The sequence below is a fragment of the Flavobacterium potami genome (assembly GCF_020026915.1).
Taxonomy (GTDB): Bacteria; Bacteroidota; Bacteroidia; order Flavobacteriales; family Flavobacteriaceae; genus Flavobacterium; species Flavobacterium potami.
In genome coordinates this window covers 545,383-564,880 of the sequence record NZ_JAINUY010000003.1, presented here as the reverse complement: position 1 = coordinate 564,880, position 19,498 = coordinate 545,383, and the positions used below count along the sequence as shown (strand labels likewise).

Here is a 19,498-nt window from a genome sequence, read left to right as displayed (position 1 = left end):
TTGATAAAGATCACCATTTGATACTCAAGTGATTTACGGAAATCCATAAAAGAGTAAAAAAATATTATTGACAAGTCTAATGATTATTAAAAACCTAAACAACAAGTACTTATACGGTATTTTTCAAACAATCAAAAAAACAAAACCCTCAATCTTTATCTCAAAGACCAAGGGTTTTAATTTTTTCAAAAAAGAAACCTTATTCTACCTCCAAATACGGATTTAAAGTTTCGGATAGTTCATTGAGCCAATAGAAACTGCCCCTTAATTTAGTTTCTTTCTCCTCACTTCAAAAACACAGATTTTAAATTTCATCTCAAAAAAAACAAAGATTCCCACACTATTTGGTTTCAAATTATAATCTGAAACAAAGTAACGTGCTAATTTTTAGTTTTTTTTATACGGTGAATCTAATTTTATGGAAACAATTTTATAAGACGACCAGAAGAATAAATTTTTAATGAATAACCTAACTTTTAAATTTATGAAAAATGCTTTTCTACTACTTGCAGTTTGTCTGAGTTCCATTTTGTTCTCCTGCAAAAAAGATAAAAATACAGATCAATTAAATACGGAAACTGAAAAGGCAAGTACTTCTGACACAACATTGATTGCTGATAATGGCTGGCCGCGTGAAGTAGAGAATAACGGTACAAAACTGGTTTATTATCAGCCTCAGGTAGACGATTGGACAGATTTTAAAGATCTTACAGCTCGTGTGGCTTTTTCGCTGACTCCAAAAGATGGAAAACAGGTTTTGGGTGTGGCTTCTTTAAAAGCAGAAACATTGGTAGACAAAGACAACCGAAGCGCTTTTATAAAAAATATTCAGGTAACCGATATACGATTTCCTGCTCTGGACGAAAAGAAAGTTCCCGAAATGAAAAAACTGTTTGAAGAAACGATGCCTCAAGGCGGAGACCCGATTTCGGTAGATCGTATTTTGGCAGATATAAGTCATACCAAAAGTCCGCCAAAAGGAATTGCGGCCAAAAATGATCCACCTGCCATATTTTACAGTACTCATCCTTCGATTTTGTTGATTGTACAAGGAGAGCCGGTTTTGGTTCCCATAGATAAATCGGATATGCAATTTGTGGTCAATACGAATTGGGATGTGTTTTATGACAAAACAACAAAAGATTATTATCTCTTGGTTGATAATATTTGGCTGACTTCTAAAGATATTGCAGGTAAATGGACGAAAACGACCAAATTGCCTGCGGGCTTAAATAATCTGCCATCGGGACAGAATTATGATGAAGTCAAAAAAAATATTCCGCCACCTTCTTCGGGTGCAGCGCCAGAAGTTTTCTACAGCAATAAACCTGCAGAATTGATTGCGGTTGAGGGCAGTCCAAAGTTTATTAAAATCGACGGAACAAAATTAATGTATATTGACAACACCGAAAATGATGTTTTTGCCAATGAAGCCGATGGACAATATTATGTGTTGTTGTCAGGAAGATGGTTTAAATCGAAAGCATTAACAGGACCTTGGGCATATGCAGGAAATAATCTACCTGCAGACTTTGCTAAAATTCCGAAAGATTCACCACGTGCCAATGTATTAGCTTCTGTACCTGGAACACAAGAAGCCAAAGATGCAGTAATGTTATCGCAAGTTCCAACAACGGCGATATTGAAAAAATCGGATGCTGAGGCGAAAGTAAAAGTGACATATGATGGAGGAACGGCTCAATTTAAACCTATTGAAGGTACAAAAATGCAATATGCAAGCAATACGCAAGAGAAAATCATAAAAGTAGGCGATTTGTATTATTTATGTTTTCAAGCGGTTTGGTTCATGTCGACAAGTCCAAACGGACCTTGGAAAACAGCCGATTCTGTTCCGAAAGAAATCTATACGATTCCGCCAAGTTCGCCTGTGTATAATGTGACGTATGTAACACAAACTACAACCGATACAACTGTAGAAAGCAGTTCTACTGCGGGTTATTTGGGAGCGTTTATAATTGGGACAACCTTTGGCGCTATCTTAACTTATGGTACAGGTTGGTATTATCCGCCTTATGTGTATTATGGCGGAATGTATCCAATTTATCGTCCGTGGCCTTATGCGTACGGAGGAGGAGCCGTTTACAATCCGTGGACGGGTGGTTATGCCGCTGGAAGACGTGTTTACGGACCGTATGGTGCTGCGGGAACTTCGGCATGGTACAATCCAGCAACAGGAAGATACGGACGTTCTGCAAGTGTTCAGGGTTGGTATGGCGGTCGTACGGCAGCAAGCACTTATAATCCGTGGACGGGGAATTACGCCAGAACAAATCAGGGACATAATGCGTATGCGCAATGGGGACATTCGGCTGCAACAAATGGAAATCAGTGGGCACAAACCGGACATATTACAACCCGACGTGGTACTGCAATTGGTTACGAAACTTCAGGAGGAAATAAGGGTGTCATAACTCATCGACGTGGAGGAGGAACAACAATTCATACCAACAATAATGTTTATGCTGGCCATGACGGACATGTGTATAAAAGAGATGCCAACGGAAATTGGAGTCATTATAATAATGGAAACGGAGGATGGACACAGGCAGGAACTTTAGGTTCATCTAAAAAATCAGGTGAAGGGATTCAAAACAGACCTAATCAAGGACTTGGTGCAAATGGAGCGGGAGAAAGAATTCAGCGTGATAAACCGAATCAAGGATTGGGAGCTAACGGAGCAGGAGAAAGAATCCAGCCAAGGGGCAACCAGAATTTAGGTGGCGAAACTAGAATAGGCGATGGTGGGCAACGAGATAATTTCCCTAAAGCAGACCAAACCCTTGGACAACCTAATAAGCCACTTGGAGAAGCGGGTCGTCCTGATGTTACAAACGATCTGGATCGCTCTGCATTTTCAAGGGATCGTGGAGAAACACAAACTCGTAATTTCCAAAACTTCCAAAGAGATGGAGGAGCAGGCCGTTTAGGCGGCGGTGGAGGCTTTAGAGGCGGCGGAGGTTTTAGAGGGAGAAGATAGAAAGTCTAAAGTCTAAAGTCTAAAGTCTAAAGTCTAAAGTCTAAAGTTGAAAGGATAAAAGTTAGTTATAATTCAAGAAATCAGGAATGGTAGAAATACTAGACCTGATTTTTTTTATGCCTAAAGTTGTGTAACCGCAATGCACACTAATTTACGCAGCACGCAAGTTTTTTTAATCTCGCAAAGTCGCTAAGAAGCAAAGTTTTATTTGCTTGGCTATGCGGTAAGAAAAAGCCACAGAGTATACTGGTTAACACAGATTTTAAAATCCTTTTTAATCTTTGGCAAAAATAAACACAAAGCTTGGCGAACTTAAAGACCACTCATATTGATCTCAAAAAACTTAGCGCACTTTGCGAAAACCCTCTGCGTACTCTGCGTTAAATAGTATCCAATATTTAATTTTTCGAAAACCCAAAAATCAAAGCCTGTTAGCTATTAATTATTGAAACGTTACAACTTTTTCATAACGTCCATGATGACTAATGGAAATGTCTTTGAAAATAGAAGAGGAGATTTTTAAGTACGGAATGCCAAATTGGTCTTTTATAATCTGTTTGTTTTTGACGTCAATTTCAATCGTATTGTTGAGGTCGTTGAAATCGTTTACCGCAATGGTATGAATGTTTTCTGTGGTGATTACAGTTTTGGTGTAGTATTTATTTTGAAGGCAGGAAACTTCGCCAAAAGCAATGGTATCGTTTAGAGAATTCAAACTGCATATTAATTTTTGCGGACTGAATTCTCTAATTTTAGTTTGTCTATTGTAGATTTTATAAGCAGCTTCTTTCATACTCCAAAGCAACCAAACCATAATTTCTGAATCGTTATGATTTTTTATAAGTTGTTGTTCTGTTGGGGTAAAAAGCTTTTCAATTAAACCTTTGCGTGACCATCTACTTTCGAGACGAGATTGCGCAAGATCTACAATATCGTTGCCTATCATTTTGCTGCTAATTTTGTTTCAATGATTTCAATTGCAGTCTTCACATCGAGCATTCTTTCCATGTCAGCGTTGTCAATTACCACATCAAATTTTTCTTCAATATCAAGCACAATGTCCACCAAATTGGCTGAGTTGATATTTAAATCTTTAATGAAATCCGTTTCTTCTGTAAGATTTTCGTGCGCTTCTGTATTGGCAGCATACGGTTTTATGATCTCTTTTAGTTTTTCGGTTAGTTCAGTTCTGTTCATGTTATTTTTCGAATTTTTTAAATAATATACAAGCATTAACGTCGCCAAAACCAAAACTGGCTTTAGCTATTATTTTCGGATTTGTATTTTTAGTTTCTAAAAGTACTTTTGAAGGATCAATTAGCGCTGAAATTTCAGGATGAAGATCCTCACAATTTATATTTCCAAACAAAAAACCTTCGTGAAGCTGTAAAACAGATGCTACGCTTTCAATACTTCCTGAAGCGCTTAAACAATGACCAGTAAGGCTTTTTAAAGAATTTATGTATGGAAAATCAGCGCCCTTTCGTTCTAAAGCTCTCGTCCAATTTTCAATTTCAAGACTGTCTTTTGTGGTTGCTGTAAGGTGGCCGTTAATGGCGTCAATTTCATTAGGATTGATATTAGCATTCAAAACTGCATTTTTAATACATTTTTGAACTGCAATACTATTTGGAGCAGTCATACTTCCTCCATCTCGTTGTCCGCCAGAATTGACATTTCCGCCCAAAATTTCGGCGTAAATAGTGGCGTTGCGTTCAAGAGCAGTTTCTAAATCTTCGACAACTAAAGCACCTGCGCCACTTCCCGGAACAAATGCGCATGCAGAAGCACTCATCGGTCTTGAACCTTCTTCGGGATTTTCGTTGTATTTTGAAGAACACACGCGAAGCGCATCAAAACCCGCCCAAATGTACGGACCGCTATCTGAAGTGCTTCCAGCCAAAATGCGTTTAGCTTGTCCCGATTGAATGCGATCGTACGCCATTAAAATAGCTTCGGTTCCGGTTGTGCAAGCGGAAGAATTTGTCGTGACTTGATTTCCTAGTCCAATTTTACCGCCCAAATAGGCACTTACACCGCTATTCATAGTTTGAGCCACAACTGTACTTCCTAATCTTCTGGTTTGTAAATCGTCAATTTTATAGATGCTTTCGCGGAATTTTTCTATCCCCGAAGTTCCTGAACCAAAGATAGTTCCGCTATCCCAATCAGGGCTTTCATTTATGGGTAAGCCAGCATTTTTCCAGGCTTCCAAACCTGCCATAACACCGTATAAAATTCCGCTACTATTAAAACCACGAAGTTCTAATTCAGTAAAATATTGTGATTTGAGTTCGTCGGAAATCTGAGGCTGACCCGCAATTTGACAAGAAAATTGTAATTCTGCCAATTGCGCATCATGGCGAATGCCCGAAATACCATTTTTGATGGCATTGGTAAAATCAGGAATTCCGACACCATTGGGTGCGGCTACACCAAGACCAGTTATTACGACTCGTTTTTTCATAATCTTTTCGTTATCATTCCCGCCAAAACACCTCTGCAGACTTCTTGTCCGGTTTCATTTGTCATTACGGCGCTGCATTTTAATTTTCCAAAACGGAAAAACATTTTCTGCGAAGTAACCGTTACTTTTTCATTTGGATAGACAGGTTTTAAAAATTCCATTTCAGCTGATGTAAAAGCAATTACAGTATCGCTTTGCAAGTCATTGTTTAATAGAAAAATACCTAAGCAAACCATTCCGATTTGTGCCATTGTTTCTGTTAAAATAACGCCAGGAGTTACGGGATTATTTTTAAAATGCCCTTTATAAAAATCAAGATTTTCGTTAAAAGTATACGTTCCTGTTACGCCATTTTCGTCTGCGTGAAGTAATTCATCTACAAACAAAAAGGGTTCGCTGTACGGAAGTTGTTTGATAATAGTGTTTAATTCCATAATTCTAAAGTTACCATTGCAATAAAACGCGCTGCGCAGAAAATCCAGGGCCAAAACTCAACATTAAACCTTTTTCTCCTTTTTTAGGCTTTCGGTCCATAATTCGCTCTAAAACGTACAAAACGGTAGCGCTTGACATATTTCCGTATTGTCTTAAAATTTCTTTCGTGTCATCAATGTTTTTATTCAGTCCTGAGAAAAGTTCTTCAACGGTATTCACTATTTTTTTTCCTCCGGGATGAAAAATCATATGATCAATATCTTTTATTTCGAAGTTGTTTTGTTTTAAAAATGGATGAATAATATCGCCAAAATGAGAAGCAATCGTGTCTGGAACTTCAATGTCTAAAACCATTTGGAGTCCGCCATTGGTGAGTTTGAAACCCATCATATGTTCAGCATCATAAAAATGGTACATTTGTTCGTCGACGATTTCCGGACCTTCATCATTCTCATCAGAAGACAACAAACAACAAGCCGCGCCATCACCAAAAATTGCAGCGCTGACGATATTCGGCATCGAAAAATCATTTAATTGAAAAGTAGCGGTAGGCGATTCGACTGCAATAACTGCCGCACGTTTTCCAGGATTTGATTTTAGAAAATTCTTTGCATAAATAATTCCCGAAATACCTGCTGCACAGCCCATTTCGGTAACGGGAAGACGAACAATATCCTGACGAAGTTTCATTTTATTGATCAGATAAGCATCTAAAGACGGAATCATAATTCCGGTGCAACTTACGGTAATAATATAATCCAAACTCTGCGGATCCCAATCTGCTTTTTCAAGCGCTTTTTCTAAAACCTGATGTCCTAAAACGATCATTTCTCTACTGTAAATATCATTTTTTTCTTCGAAAGAAGTAGCGGTAAAAACCTCGGAAGGTTCCATGATCGAATAGCGTTTGTCTACCGATGCCCCTTCAAAAATCTTCTTGACTTTTTTGACAAAACGTTCTTCTTGTCCGTCCAGCCAAACATCTACAAGTGGAAGAATGTCTTCGGTTGTACGGGAATATTGCGGAAGCTGTTTGACAGCTGTTATAATCTTTACACTCATATTTTAGAAATTATCCATTGATAACGGAAAGCCCATTTCCAGTTGATGGAATAGTTGTTTAAATTTAATTTTTTAGAAAAATGGACCAATTCGCTCTTTTTAAATCCGCGTAGAATAGAAACTAATCCATCATTTTTGGACATTGAATTCAAATTGAAAACAAAACAAACACCTTCAAAAAGTCGGTACGCCAATTTGCTTCTGTGGAGATCATTTACAACAATTCCGACCGCCGCATTTTGGTGAAGCAAATCCAGAATTTTTTCAATTTCTTGGTTTGAAAAATGGTGCAATGTCAAAGTACACAACGCAATATCATATTTTAGATGATGAAAATCTTCACTAAAAATATCCATACAGACATATTCAATATTTTTGAAATCTTTAGAAAGTTCTCTGGCGTAATTGATTGTAAAAGCGTTGGCATCAATACCAATTAATTTGAAATTTAAGTTTTGTTTTTTACCATATTCTGCCAGCATTCTCAACATATCACCATTACCACAGCCAATATCTGCAATTGTAATGGGTTTGGAAGAATCCGCCTTTTTCAAGAGCTGTTTGATGCCATGCAAGGTGAGTTTATTACCACCTAACAATCGATTTATGACAGCAATTTTATCCAGCGCATGAATCAGTTCTTCGCCTTCAAGCGAGAAATCGTCCATTATTTCGGGTTCTTGAGTTCTATATTGAGTATTTAATGCCATTTAGTTTATGATTACAGGATCGCCATGCGTCTGTTTTATTATGGTTGAAAGTAAAGAGGGAAATGATGCTGCTACATGTGTCATGAAGAACGTGAAGTTTTTATGCATCAAGGCTTTCGCTAAAAGACGTCCAAAGAATAAGCGTTTGCTAAATTGCTTTTTCCATTGAGAAGCATATTTTTTTTCCAACGCCTCGCGAGATACAATGTTACCGTTGTAAAAGTCTATGATTAATTCTGATGCAATTTTAGCGCTGTGAATTGCCATTGCCATTCCGTTGCCGCACATCGGGTGAATAAGTCCAGCAGTATCTCCAATCATTAAAATATGATTTTCTACGGGCTTTTTTTTATCAAATGAAATCTGACTGATTGTTAGAGGTTTGTCAAAAAGGGGAGTGCTGTTCTCAAAAATAGCTTTCAAATTTTTATTTTTGTATAAAACCTTTTTTTGATATTCTTCTATGTTTTTATAATTCTTGAAAGTGTCGTAATCTGCCAGATAACAGATATTTATAATGTTGTTCTCGACTGTAGAAACTCCGCAATAACCGCCTTGAAAGTTATGAAGCGCTACCAAATTCGGATTGAAATTTCCGTAATAATGTCCTTTTACGGCAAGCCACGGCGATTTTTTCAAAATGAATTTCCGATCCAATTGCTGATCAATGTTAGAGCGTTTACCATAAGCGCCTAAAACCATTTTTGCTGAAAAAGTATTTTCTGGAGTTTTGACGGTAAAAAGATTGTTTTCAAAAGAAACTTCGGAGACATTTTCATTAATAATTATACAGCCGTTTTTAATGGCGTTTTCAAATAAAAAATGATCCAAAGTATAACGACTGATTCCAAATCCTCCCAAAGGAAGTTTGGTTTGGGCAGTTTTTCCGTTTTCAGTTGTAAATTCGAAATTGTTGATTAGGGAAGGATTGAGAACCGAAACATCGGCGTCCAGCCATTTTAAATAAGGCAAAATTTCGTTGGAGATGTACTCGCCGCAAACTTTATGTTTGGGGTAATCATTTTTTTCTAAAAGCGTGACTTTCAGTCCATTTTTAGATAAGTGAATAGCACTTGCCAAACCAGCAAGACCACCGCCAATAATTAGTACATCTGGATTCTTTTCCATACAACCAATTTACTCATAAAATATTGAATATTGTTTACATAATTTGGCGAAAATTATATTTTAAAGATTGAAATTATACAACTTCTTTGTCAATATTAAAATGTGATTTTTTTGGTAGAATCACGTTCTATAAGACTTGCTTTTATAACCTTAGTTTCAAATTCTGGCTGGTTTTCTTCGTCTTTTTCAATACGTTCAATCACTTTTTGAACTGCTACTTGCCCCATAAAAACGCCATGCTGACTAATACAGGAAATAGAAGGTTTGCAATACTTAAACATTTCGCTGTTGGTAAAACCAATTATTGAGATATCTTCTGGAATTTTGTAACCTCTGTTTTGGGCAATCGTCATCGATTCGACGGTTGAATATTCTTCAAGTCCAATAATGCCGTCCACTTTTTGATAATCCAGCATTGTTTTGATTTCGGTTTCAAAATCATATTCTTTTTTAATCAATGAAATCAGTTTTTGATTTACCGGGATATTGTAGTCTTCATGCGCTTTCAAATAACCGTCAATTCGCAGTTTTACAATTCCGAGATAATCTAGAACCGTAACGATTGCGATGTTTTTACAACCTGTTTTTATTAAATGTTCTGTCGCTTTATATGAACAGTTAAAATCGTCCACAATAATTTTGTCTGTCTCTAAAGAATCAAAAACTCGATCGAACATGACCACCGGGCCGGCATTTTTTATAAAATTTTCAATATGAGAAATATGCTGTTTGGATTGCGCTTCTTCGCATAACGAAATCAATAAACCGTCAATAATTCCATTTTCTAAAAGGTTGATTGAAGTAATCTCTTTTTCCAGTTTTCCATTCGAAATAATCGTAATCAGATTATAACCTTTTTCGTTGGCAGCTTGCTCCATTCCGTTAAAAATCTGAACAAAAAAATGATTCAAGATTGTTGGCATGATAACACCAATCGTTTTGGTCTTTTTGTTGAGTAAACTTAAAGCAATACTATTTGGTTTATAATTATGTAGCTGAGCGTAGTTTTTGATTTTATTTTTTGTTGCAGTACTAATGTCATGGCTGTCGTTCAAGGCTTTAGATACTGTTGCAATAGAAGTATTGAATTCTTTTGCGATTTGCTTCAAAGTAATTTTCTTATTCATTTTGGGACTTCGATAATAAAAATCAACAGCTTTTTTTGTTTTTGTTTAACGAATATACAATATAAATTAAGTTGTTTTATGAATCCTGTTTTGCTTTTCCTAAATTTTTTTTCAATGAATAAAAATGTAGTTAATTTCTTTAGATTTTAAATTTTTAGAAAAAAATTACTTAAACCTTTAAGTAAAATTTTAGTGAAATTTTCAATCACTTTGAACGCCTTGTATTTGCTGCTTTTTTACAATTTCAAAACTAATTTTTTAAGAATGGAGATTTTTTGAGTTTATAGCGCTGTGAAGTTAAAAATTGAATTATTCCTATTTCACGTCTATATATTTGAACTATTAACAAAAAAAGACCAAAAAAATCCAAAATTAAAAAACCAGCATTTATGAAAAATTACTTATTTAAGATGGTATTGTCCGTTTTTCTTTTAGTTACGGCAAATGCATTTTCTCAAAATGTCTCAGGAATTTTGACATCCAGTACGGGGCCTTTGCCTGGCGTAGATTTAAAAGTTAAAGGCAGCAATATCGGAACAACAACAGATTTTGATGGAAAGTTCTCTATTGCTTTAACTTCAGAAACAGCAACTTTGGTGGTGAGTTATTTAGGATATGAGACAAAAGAAGTTATGGTGAAGAAAAATCAACCGATTACCATTACTTTGGTTGAAAGCTTAAATACCTTAGATCAGGTTGTGGTTGTAGGATACGGACAAACGCAAAACAAAAAAGCAGTTTCTACAGCTGTTGGAGTGGTAAATGCAGCTCAAATTTCAGAATTGGCCGTTAGTCGTCCAGAAGCCGCTTTGCAGGGAACAACTCCCGGAGTTACGGTGGTTCAAACTTCTGGTTCGCCTGGTGCGCCGCTTACAGTACGCTTACGTGGAGCTGCTTCTGTTGGAGCTTCAGCGCCTTTGTATTTGGTTGACGGGCAGCAAGTTCCAAACTTAAATTTCTTAAATCCAGATGACATCAAAAGTATGAACGTTCTAAAAGATGCCGCATCATCAGCCATTTACGGTGCGCGCGGAGGAAACGGAGTTATTTTGGTGGAAACTAAAACAGGGAGACGTAATTCTGCTAAACCAAGTATTACAATCGACACTTATACTGGTTTTCAATCACTTGCAAACAAGCCAGATTTGATGGATAAAAACGCTTACGTCTCGTATTTAAACGATTTTAGAACCAAAAATCCAGGAAACGGAAATGCTTTAACACCAGATGAAATAGCAAAATTACCCAATACCGATTGGTATGGAGAATTATTTGAAACAACACCAGTTTCTAGTTTAAGTACTTCTATTTCAGGAGGTGGAGAGAATTATTCATACAACATTTCAGGTGGACTTTTTGATCAGAAGGGAATGGTCGGCGGAAACGAAGGGAAATCGCAATACACCAGAAAAAATGTAAAACTGAATTTTGAAACTGATATTACATCGAAATTTAATATCAATGTCGGTTTAAATCTGGTTGATGTAGAAAGAGATTATCTTTTTGAAAATCAATCAGGAACAGGCATTTCTATTATGAATTTTGTGAATTCAATTCCAGCCATTTATCCCGCTTTTGATCCAAACGATTCTTCAGTTCCATTCGGAATGGGAAATCAGCAGGGTGTTGTTGTAAATGGTGTTTCGCTGCCGACTGTTGGCGCGGTTGCCAATCCGTTTTTGGCTTTGATTATCACCAATAATAAATCGGTTTCAGATATTACTTCGGCTAATATTAAAGGAACTTGGAAAGTGACCAACGACTTTAAAATTACTGGAACGTATTTTCATTACAAAGACAACACATTCGACAAACAATTTACCCCAACTTTTGATTTTTCAGAACAAGGTTATGTCAATACGAATGCGACTTTGAGAGAAACCCTTTATTCGAACAAAATGACGCAGTTTGACGGAAATGGTTCTTATAAATTTTCCAATTTAGGCAATCATAATTTAGACGTTTTAGCTGGTATGTCGGTTTATCAAACCACTTTTTAAACGAGTTCAAGAAACGGCGTTGGCTTTTTTACGAATGATTTCAAGTCAACTAATTTCGCTACAATCCGAAATCCGTCGGGCATTACATCTGCTGTTCCTTATGCTTTTGATACTGCTTTGGTTGGTTTTTATGGAAAAGTAAACTACGATTATGCACACAAATATTTACTTTCTGGAACTTTAAGAGCAGATTCGTCTTCCAATTTTGGTCCGAGCAATAGAACGGGAGTTTTTCCTTCGGTTTCTGGAGGTTGGGTTATTTCAGAAGAAAGTTTCTTAAACGATTCTAAACTAATTAACCTTTTAAAACTTCGCGCAAGCTGGGGTATAAATGGGAGCGATAATATCAATCCGTTTCAATATTCTGCAGTGTTGAATTCAGGTTCAGGTACAAACTTCGGAGGCGAAAATGTTTCTGGTTTAACACCGGCTTTTCTACCAAATCCAGATGTAAAGTGGGAAGAAGTCGCTCAAACGAACTTTGGTTTGGATATTAATGCTTTTAATAATTCGTTTGGTTTGACCTTCGATTATTATATCAAGAAAACAAGCGACATGCTGATTCCGATTGGGGTTCCATTATTTTCAGGATATCCAGCGCCGGCAACCAATATTGCCGATATGGAAAACAAAGGTTTTGAGTTATTGCTTTCATACAGAAAGAAATATGATAATGGTTTTTCTTGGGATATCTCGGCCAATCTGGCTCAAAACAAAAACAAAGTTACCAGTTTAGGAAACAACGGACAACCATTAACGGGCGGAACTGGAACTTTTGTTTTCAATGATCCAATTACACTGACTACTGAAGGGCATTCAATTGCTGGATTTTACGGTTATCAAGTAGAATCAATAGATGCTGCGGGGAATTTAGTTTATAAAGATAATGATGGTGTTCCGGGAATTACAGCAGCAGACAAAACGTATATAGGAAGTGCTCTTCCAGATTTTACATATGGTGTTAATTTGGGTGCAGCTTACAAAAACTTCGATTTCAATGCCTTTTTATACGGTTCTGAAGGAAATGATATTTATGATGCAACGATTAGAACAGATGCAGGTTATTCGAACAGAAAAGATTCTTATGCATCAAACGGTTTAAAAAACAGTTTAGGTTTTGGTTTAACCGATTCTCAGGTTTCTGATTTCTATGTAAAAGATGGTTCTTTCTTAAAACTAAAAACGGTGACTTTAGGGTACAGTCTTCCATCGAGTTTAGTAGACAAATTTAAAATTGACAAATTCAGAATTTATGTTACAGGTCAGAATTTATGGGTAAGTACAAAATACGATGGAACAGATCCTGAAATTGGAGAATCTGGTGCAAGCAATTCGCTAGACATGGGAATCGATAGAGGATTTTATCCGCAAGCCCGTACCATTTTGATGGGAGTACAAGCTAAGTTTTAATTCTAAAATAAAAATTTCGTTATGAAAATTAAATATATAAAAGGTAGCATATTGGCATTTACAATGTTATGGATGCTCAACGGTTGTTCTGAAGATTTTCTGACTATTGAACCAACGACTCAGTTGACAGCAGATGCCATTCAGACCGATTCAGATTTTGAAGCTTTGGTCAATGCAGCTTACGATCCGTTGCGTTGGCAGGTAGATGGCGCTGCGACAAGACATATGTATCCGGTTATGTTTCAGGATATGCGTGCAGACAACGTGGTTTCGCAATGGGCAACGTTTTGGGTTGCTGGTCAGGCTTTTGATAAAAATCCGATTCAGACCAATAATCCAAGTGTGGAAGGAATGTGGAAAAAATGGTATACGATGATTTCACGAGCTAATACTGCGATTGGCGTTATTACAGAAACGCAGAAAATTAAAGACGAAGCTTTTAGAAATCAATTAATTGCGCAAGCCAAATTTCTACGCGGATTTGCTTATTTCGAATTGGTAAAACATTTTGGAGGCGTTCCTCTAATTACAGAATATATTAAAGATGCTTCTTATAATTTTAAAAAGCCAAAAGCAACGGCAGCAGAAGTGTATGTTCAAATTGAAAAAGATTTATTAGAAGCGGCGCAGACTTTACCCGCTATTGCAGCAAAAAAAGGAAGAGCAACAAAAGGTGCGGCTTATGCTTTTTTAGCGAAAGCGAATTTATATCAGAAAGATTATAATGAAACCGTAAAATACTGCGAAGAAGTAATGAAATTAGGTTATTCGCTAGAAGAAAAATTCGAGGACAACTGGGACTTAAACAACGAATACGGCAAAGAATCCATCTTTGAAATCGGTTATATCAGTGGTTCTTTATATAACAATTTTGAAGGCGGACAAAGTTATTCTAACCAAGGTTCGTCGACACATCAAATGTTTGGTTTCTTATTCAATAGTTCGGTTGGAAACAGCGCTTTCGGAAATAGTGTGCCGAGACAGGAATTAATCGATTTTTATGATAATTCAGATCGTAGAAAAGAATATACTTTCATTACACCTCAAACCATTGTAAGAGGAGGAAGAGGTGCGATTTCTTGTAATTGCAGTACCAATCCAGATGGATCCATCAATTTTGCAACAGAAGGACAATGGGTTTTTGGAACAGATACTTATAATTATTTCTGGCCAACAGGAACGCCTGCTTTCAAATCTAAAGCCAGTATGTACAAATATTGGATTCCGCCTGCAGTACAAGATGGTTTGCAAAACTATGCGGATTCGCCATTAAATGAAAAAATCATTCGTTATGCCGATGTACTTCTAATGCATGCAGAAGCAACATTAATGGGAGGAACCGGAGTTTTAAGCGGTGCAAGTTCTTTCCAATTAGTAACGGAAAGAGCTTACGGAGCCGGAAACCAGAAAATTCCAGCTTACAATTTACAAGGAGTTAAAGACGAAAGAAGAAGAGAATTGGCCACTGAAGGCTGGGATAGATACACGGATTTAGTACGTTGGGGCGATGCCAAAACAGCTCTTGAAGCGGTTGGAAAAGTATTTGTTGTAGGAAGAGATGAATTATTGCCAATTCCAGCGTCGGAAATTCAACAAGTGGGACCGACCATTTTAATTCAAAACCCTGGATATTAGGAAGTAGTTTATAGTTAGTTCAGTTAGTCTGAGTCGGGCTGTTGTAAAAAACAGTCCGACTTTTTAAAAAATTAATTACATTTCAAGTGTTTAAGATCCTTCTACGAACCATTTATGAAATAAAAACAAACGTAATTTTAAATGAAAAAATCAATATTCGCAGCTTTTATAGTGTCTTTGGGAGGATTTTTATTTGGTTTTGATGCAGGAATAATTTCTGGAGTAATGTCTTATGTTGGTCCAGAATTTAATCTGAATGATTTTCAAACAGGCTGGGTGGTAAGTTCACCGTCTTTTACCGCAATGTTTGCCATGTTGGTTTCAGGGCGCTTGAGCGACATCATCGGAAGAAAGAAATTGCTCATTTTGGCAGCTTTTTTATATGCCTTATCAATCGTTTTATCTGCTTATAGTTTTTCTTATGAAATGCTTTACATCGCTAGAATGATTGGCGGTATTGCATTCGGAATCGCATTGGTTATTGCACCAACTTATATCGCAGAAGTTTCTTTGGCAGAAAACCGCGGGAAATTAGTTTCTATTCAGCAACTCAATATCGTATTGGGATTTTTTGCTGCTTTTTTGAGTAATTACTACATCAATTATTTATATACTTCAGCGAAAACCAGTTTTTTAACCGAAAATAATGTTTGGCGTTGGATGCTCGGAATTGTGATTATTCCCTCCATTATATATTATATCTTTTTGTTTTTTGTGCCCGAAAGTCCGCGTTGGTTGTTTACCCAAAAACGAGAAGACGAAGCCAGAAAAGTTTTGATTTCCATGCATGGAGAACAAAATGCAAATAATGAAGCCGAATCTATTTTAGAAAGTCTAAAAGAAGACAATCAAAATGTTGAAAAACCGAAAATCAAGGATCTTTTTAAACCGGCGCTAAAATTTGTTTTTACAGTCGGAATTGTAATTGGCATTTTACAGCAAATTACCGGAATCAACGCGATTTATTTTTACGCAACTTCTATTTTCAAACAAACCGGAATTGGAAATGACGCTTCTTTTTCGTCAGGCGTTTTATTGAGTTTTATAACGGTTGCTTTTACCGTTGTAGCCATGTTTTTAATTGATAAAATGGGACGTCGACCTTTATTGCTAGTCGGAATTGCCGGAATTGCAATCAGTATGGCTTTGTGTGCATACGGATTTAAAGAAGCTAAATATCAATTGACTTTAGATAAAATAACGCTTTTAGAAACTTCTATTGCCGAAAAATTAAAACCAATTGCAGGTAAAGTTTATGATAATGATATCACGTTTAAAAATGAAATGAAATCACTTTTAGGCGATCAGATTTACGCTAAAAACGAAGGTTCGATTCTGGAAATCGCCACGCAAATGAACGCCGTTTTGGTTTTGATCGGCGTAATGGGATTTATTGCTTGTTTTGCCTTTTCACTCGGACCCGTTATGTGGGTTTTATTATCCGAGTTGTATCCAAATCGCTATCGTGGTTTGGCAATTGGCGTTATTGGTTTTGTAAACGGATTTGTAAGTTGGGTCGTGCAGCAGGTTTTTCCTTGGGAATTATCGAATTTAGGAAACGCATTGACGTTTGCACTTTTCGGCGGAATTGCCTTAGTTGGCTTTTTTGTTTTGTATAAAATCCTTCCCGAAACCAAAGGAAAATCATTAGAACAAATAGAAATTGATTTCGTAAAATAAAAGATATGATTCAGAACCCCATTTTAAAAGGTTTTAATCCAGATCCTTCTATTTGTAGAGTTGGAGACGATTATTACATCGCAACATCAACGTTTGAGTGGTTTCCTGGCGTACAAATTCATCATTCAAAAGATCTCAAAAACTGGAAAGTAATTACGCATCCGCTCAATCGAATTTCACAATTGGATATGAAAGGAGTTCCTGATTCCTGCGGCGTTTGGGCACCTTGTTTATCGTATAAAAACGGAACTTTTTATCTGGTTTATACCAATGTAAAATCGTTTGATGGTGTGTGGAAAGATACACCGAATTATGTCGTTACGACAAATGATATTTTAGGAGATTGGAGTGAGCCCGTTTATTTTACGTCAGCAGGTTTTGATGGCTCTTTTTTTCATGATAATGATGGAAAAACATGGTACATCAATATGTTGGTGGATCATAGAAAAGGAAAATTTTTTGGAGGAATAGAACTTCAAGAATACGATACAAACGAACAAAAATTAATTGGCGAAATCTTCTACTTAACGTCAGGAACTGATTTAGGTTTTACTGAAGGTCCGCATTTATATAAGAGAAACGAATATTATTATTTAATTCTTGCCGAAGGCGGAACAGAATACGGTCATGCAGAAACGGTTATGCGTTCTAAAACTATTTCTGGTCCTTACGAATCTCATCCTGAAAATCCGATTTTAACCGCAAGAAATTCACCCGAATATGAATTGCAGAAAGCAGGACACGCATCGTTTGTTGAAACTCAAAACGGTGATTGGTTTGTTACCTTTTTGGTAAGCAGACCTTTAACGGTTCAAGGAAGATGCATTTTAGGAAGAGAAACCGCAATCGAAGAAATTATCTGGAAAGAAGATTGGCCTTATTTGAAATCGGGTTCTAATTTGCCTCGTTTAGAAATTCCTTCCCCAGATTTAAAAGAGTTTATCTTTCGCGAAAGCGCAGAAAAAGAAAATTTTGATTCGGATCAACTGCCAATCGATTTTCAAACTTTAAGAATTCCGCAATCAGAAGAATGGATTTCTTTAAAAGAGCGTCCAGGATTTTTAAGATTAAAAGGAAAAGAATCTTTGACTTCGACTCATACGCAGGCATTGGTGGCGAGAAGATTACAGCATTTTAATGCGCAGATTACGACTTCAATTCGTTTTGAACCGACTAAATTTCAGCATTTGGCAGGCTTGGTTTTGTATTATAATACAGGACATTATCATTATCTGCATCTTACAAAAAATATAAATAATAAAGTACTTTCTATTGTAAGTTGTTGTAATTATAAAATCATTGAACAGAAGGAAATAGTGATTGTTTCCGGAATTGAAGAAATTCTATTGCGAGCCAAAATCAATCACGATGCATTGCAGTTTAGTTTTAGTTTAAATGGAAATGATTTCAAAAATATTGGAGAAAAACTCGATATGAGCATTTTATCTGATGATTATGTTCGTGACGAAAGTGAACGCTACAGACCTGCATTTACGGGCTGTTTGGTCGGATTGTGCTGTCAGGATTTAGCAACGAATACTGTTCATGCTGATTTTGATTGGTTTGAGTATAGGATTTTAGATGCTTAGATAGAAAATAGAGAATAGAGAATAGAAAATAGAAGCAAGAAGCAAGAGGAAAGATTTGAGGAAAGAAAAACGATTTAAAAATTATATTATGATTTTAAGATATACAATGATTATTGGACTTTGTTTTTTGTTGGTGAATTGTAAGCAGCAATCTTCTAACGAAAAAGTAAAAGTTGCTGAAATAAAAGAGCAAAAGCGAGCCAAATTTGAACCTGAAGATGGCGAAGTGATTCTGTTTATTGGTCAGGAAAATGATGCTTTGGGCGGAACAGAAAAAGATAAAAATGGTTATTTAGATCATTTTCCCGCTCCAGGTGGATTTACAATGTATACTGATATTATGCCCGACGTTACAGAGGAGTTTGACGGACATTCGTTTACTTATTCTGGTTTAAACGGAATTTTTGAAACCGCAGATTGGGGAGATGGACCAGAAAATATGTCCTTGCAATTAAACGATGCTGATTTTAAAAACTCAGCTTTGGCTATTGGTTTGGCAATAATTGATACCGAAGAAAAAATAGCAAGCGGCGAATTGGATTCTTATATTATCAAAATGGGTGATTTCTTTAAAAGTTTAGGAAAAAGACCAGTTTTTCTTCGCATTGGTTTCGAATTTGACGGACCTTGGAATCGTTATGAAAGGGTAGCTTACATTAATGCTTTCAGACATATTAAAGACAAATTGGACGAACAAGGTGTAACCAATGTAGCGTATGTTTGGCAATCAAAAGGATTTGAAAGTACTTTAGAAGATTTAGAAAAATGGTATCCCGGTGATAATTATGTAGATTGGTGCGGATTTTCATTCTTCAACAATTACAAACAAGAAAAGATGATTGCTTTCGCGAAAGCCAAAAAGAAACCCGTTTTTATTTGTGAAGCCGCACCGACTTCAACCGACTGGAAAAACGATCCGAAAGGGAATACAGGACTTACGAAACAAATGATTTTATCCAATCCAGAGCAAGCAAAAATGGCTTGGTACGAATGGTTTGTTCCGTTTTTTAAAGTTATAAATGATAATCCGAAAACAGTAAAAGCGATCAGTTATATCAATGCCAATTGGAAAGACAAACCAAGATGGAAAGTGAATCCGACTTTTAAAGGAATTGATTCTAGATTGCAATTAAGCGATTTTATTACCAAAAAATGGAATGAAGAAGTAGGAAAAGATAAGTATTTGAAAGCTTCTCCAGAACTTTTTGATAAGTTATACCATTAAAACTATACATATTCCGCAAAATAGGACAAAAA

Annotated in this window: 13 protein-coding genes and 1 pseudogene; 6 read left to right on the top strand and 8 right to left on the bottom strand. The window is 36.3% G+C overall.

Annotated features, from left to right (window positions below; genetic code table 11):
- The first annotated feature begins 484 nt into the window (after positions 1–484).
- The gene (locus K6T82_RS11990; RefSeq protein ID WP_223706109.1) at positions 485–2,998 is read left to right on the top strand and encodes a dermokine domain-containing protein; all 2,514 of its coding nucleotides are present in this window, start codon (positions 485–487) and stop codon (positions 2,996–2,998) included.
- Positions 2,999–3,440: 442 nt separating this feature from the next.
- Here the strand turns inward: K6T82_RS11990 and K6T82_RS11985 are convergent, their stop codons facing one another.
- The 8 genes from K6T82_RS11985 to K6T82_RS11950 all read right to left on the bottom strand — a co-directional run bounded on the left by K6T82_RS11985 (position 3,441) and on the right by K6T82_RS11950 (position 9,927).
- On the bottom strand, positions 3,441–3,944 hold the full coding sequence (locus tag K6T82_RS11985) for a 4'-phosphopantetheinyl transferase family protein (protein ID WP_223706108.1): 504 nt from the start codon (positions 3,942–3,944) through the stop codon (positions 3,441–3,443).
- Complete coding sequence (locus tag K6T82_RS11980; RefSeq protein ID WP_223706107.1) at positions 3,941–4,195, bottom strand: acyl carrier protein; 255 nt, start codon at positions 4,193–4,195, stop codon at positions 3,941–3,943. Before K6T82_RS11980 ends, K6T82_RS11985 begins: the two co-directional genes overlap by 4 nt.
- A gap of 1 nt (position 4,196) precedes the next feature.
- Positions 4,197–5,465 (bottom strand): beta-ketoacyl-[acyl-carrier-protein] synthase family protein, encoded by a 1,269-nt coding sequence (locus K6T82_RS11975; protein ID WP_223706106.1) that lies wholly within the window; start codon positions 5,463–5,465, stop codon positions 4,197–4,199.
- Positions 5,462–5,899, bottom strand: coding sequence for a 3-hydroxyacyl-ACP dehydratase FabZ family protein (locus K6T82_RS11970; RefSeq protein WP_223706105.1), 438 nt, complete (start codon positions 5,897–5,899; stop codon positions 5,462–5,464). Before K6T82_RS11970 ends, K6T82_RS11975 begins: the two co-directional genes overlap by 4 nt.
- 10 nt (positions 5,900–5,909) lie before the next feature.
- Positions 5,910–6,962 (bottom strand): type III polyketide synthase, encoded by a 1,053-nt coding sequence (locus K6T82_RS11965; RefSeq protein WP_223706104.1) that lies wholly within the window; start codon positions 6,960–6,962, stop codon positions 5,910–5,912.
- Positions 6,959–7,672 (bottom strand): methyltransferase domain-containing protein, encoded by a 714-nt coding sequence (locus tag K6T82_RS11960; protein ID WP_223706103.1) that lies wholly within the window; start codon positions 7,670–7,672, stop codon positions 6,959–6,961. The genes K6T82_RS11965 and K6T82_RS11960 overlap by 4 nt, the downstream gene beginning before the upstream one ends.
- Positions 7,673–8,800 carry an NAD(P)/FAD-dependent oxidoreductase gene (locus K6T82_RS11955; protein ID WP_223706102.1) on the bottom strand — a complete coding sequence of 376 codons (1,128 nt, stop codon included), beginning with the start codon at positions 8,798–8,800 and terminating at the stop codon, positions 7,673–7,675. It abuts the gene before it with no gap.
- Positions 8,801–8,895: 95 nt separating this feature from the next.
- Positions 8,896–9,927: a LacI family DNA-binding transcriptional regulator gene (locus K6T82_RS11950; protein ID WP_223706101.1), complete on the bottom strand. Its 1,032-nt coding sequence runs from the start codon at positions 9,925–9,927 to the stop codon at positions 8,896–8,898.
- 389 nt (positions 9,928–10,316) lie between these two features.
- Between K6T82_RS11950 and K6T82_RS11945 the strand changes: the two are divergent.
- From K6T82_RS11945 to K6T82_RS11925, 5 genes and pseudogenes are all read left to right on the top strand, one after another.
- Positions 10,317–13,337 (top strand): annotated as a pseudogene (locus K6T82_RS11945) (SusC/RagA family TonB-linked outer membrane protein).
- A 21-nt stretch (positions 13,338–13,358) separates the two neighbouring features.
- Positions 13,359–14,972, top strand: a complete 1,614-nt coding sequence (locus tag K6T82_RS11940; RefSeq protein ID WP_223706100.1) for a RagB/SusD family nutrient uptake outer membrane protein — start codon at positions 13,359–13,361, stop codon at positions 14,970–14,972.
- A gap of 141 nt (positions 14,973–15,113) precedes the next feature.
- Positions 15,114–16,652, top strand: coding sequence for a sugar porter family MFS transporter (locus K6T82_RS11935; protein WP_223706099.1), 1,539 nt, complete (start codon positions 15,114–15,116; stop codon positions 16,650–16,652).
- A gap of 5 nt (positions 16,653–16,657) precedes the next feature.
- On the top strand, positions 16,658–18,241 hold the full coding sequence (locus K6T82_RS11930) for a glycoside hydrolase family 43 protein (protein ID WP_223706098.1): 1,584 nt from the start codon (positions 16,658–16,660) through the stop codon (positions 18,239–18,241).
- An 88-nt stretch (positions 18,242–18,329) separates the two neighbouring features.
- Entirely contained in the window at positions 18,330–19,466 is a 1,137-nt protein-coding gene (locus K6T82_RS11925) for a glycoside hydrolase family 26 protein (RefSeq protein WP_223706097.1), read from the top strand.
- The last annotated feature ends 32 nt before the right edge of the window (positions 19,467–19,498 follow it).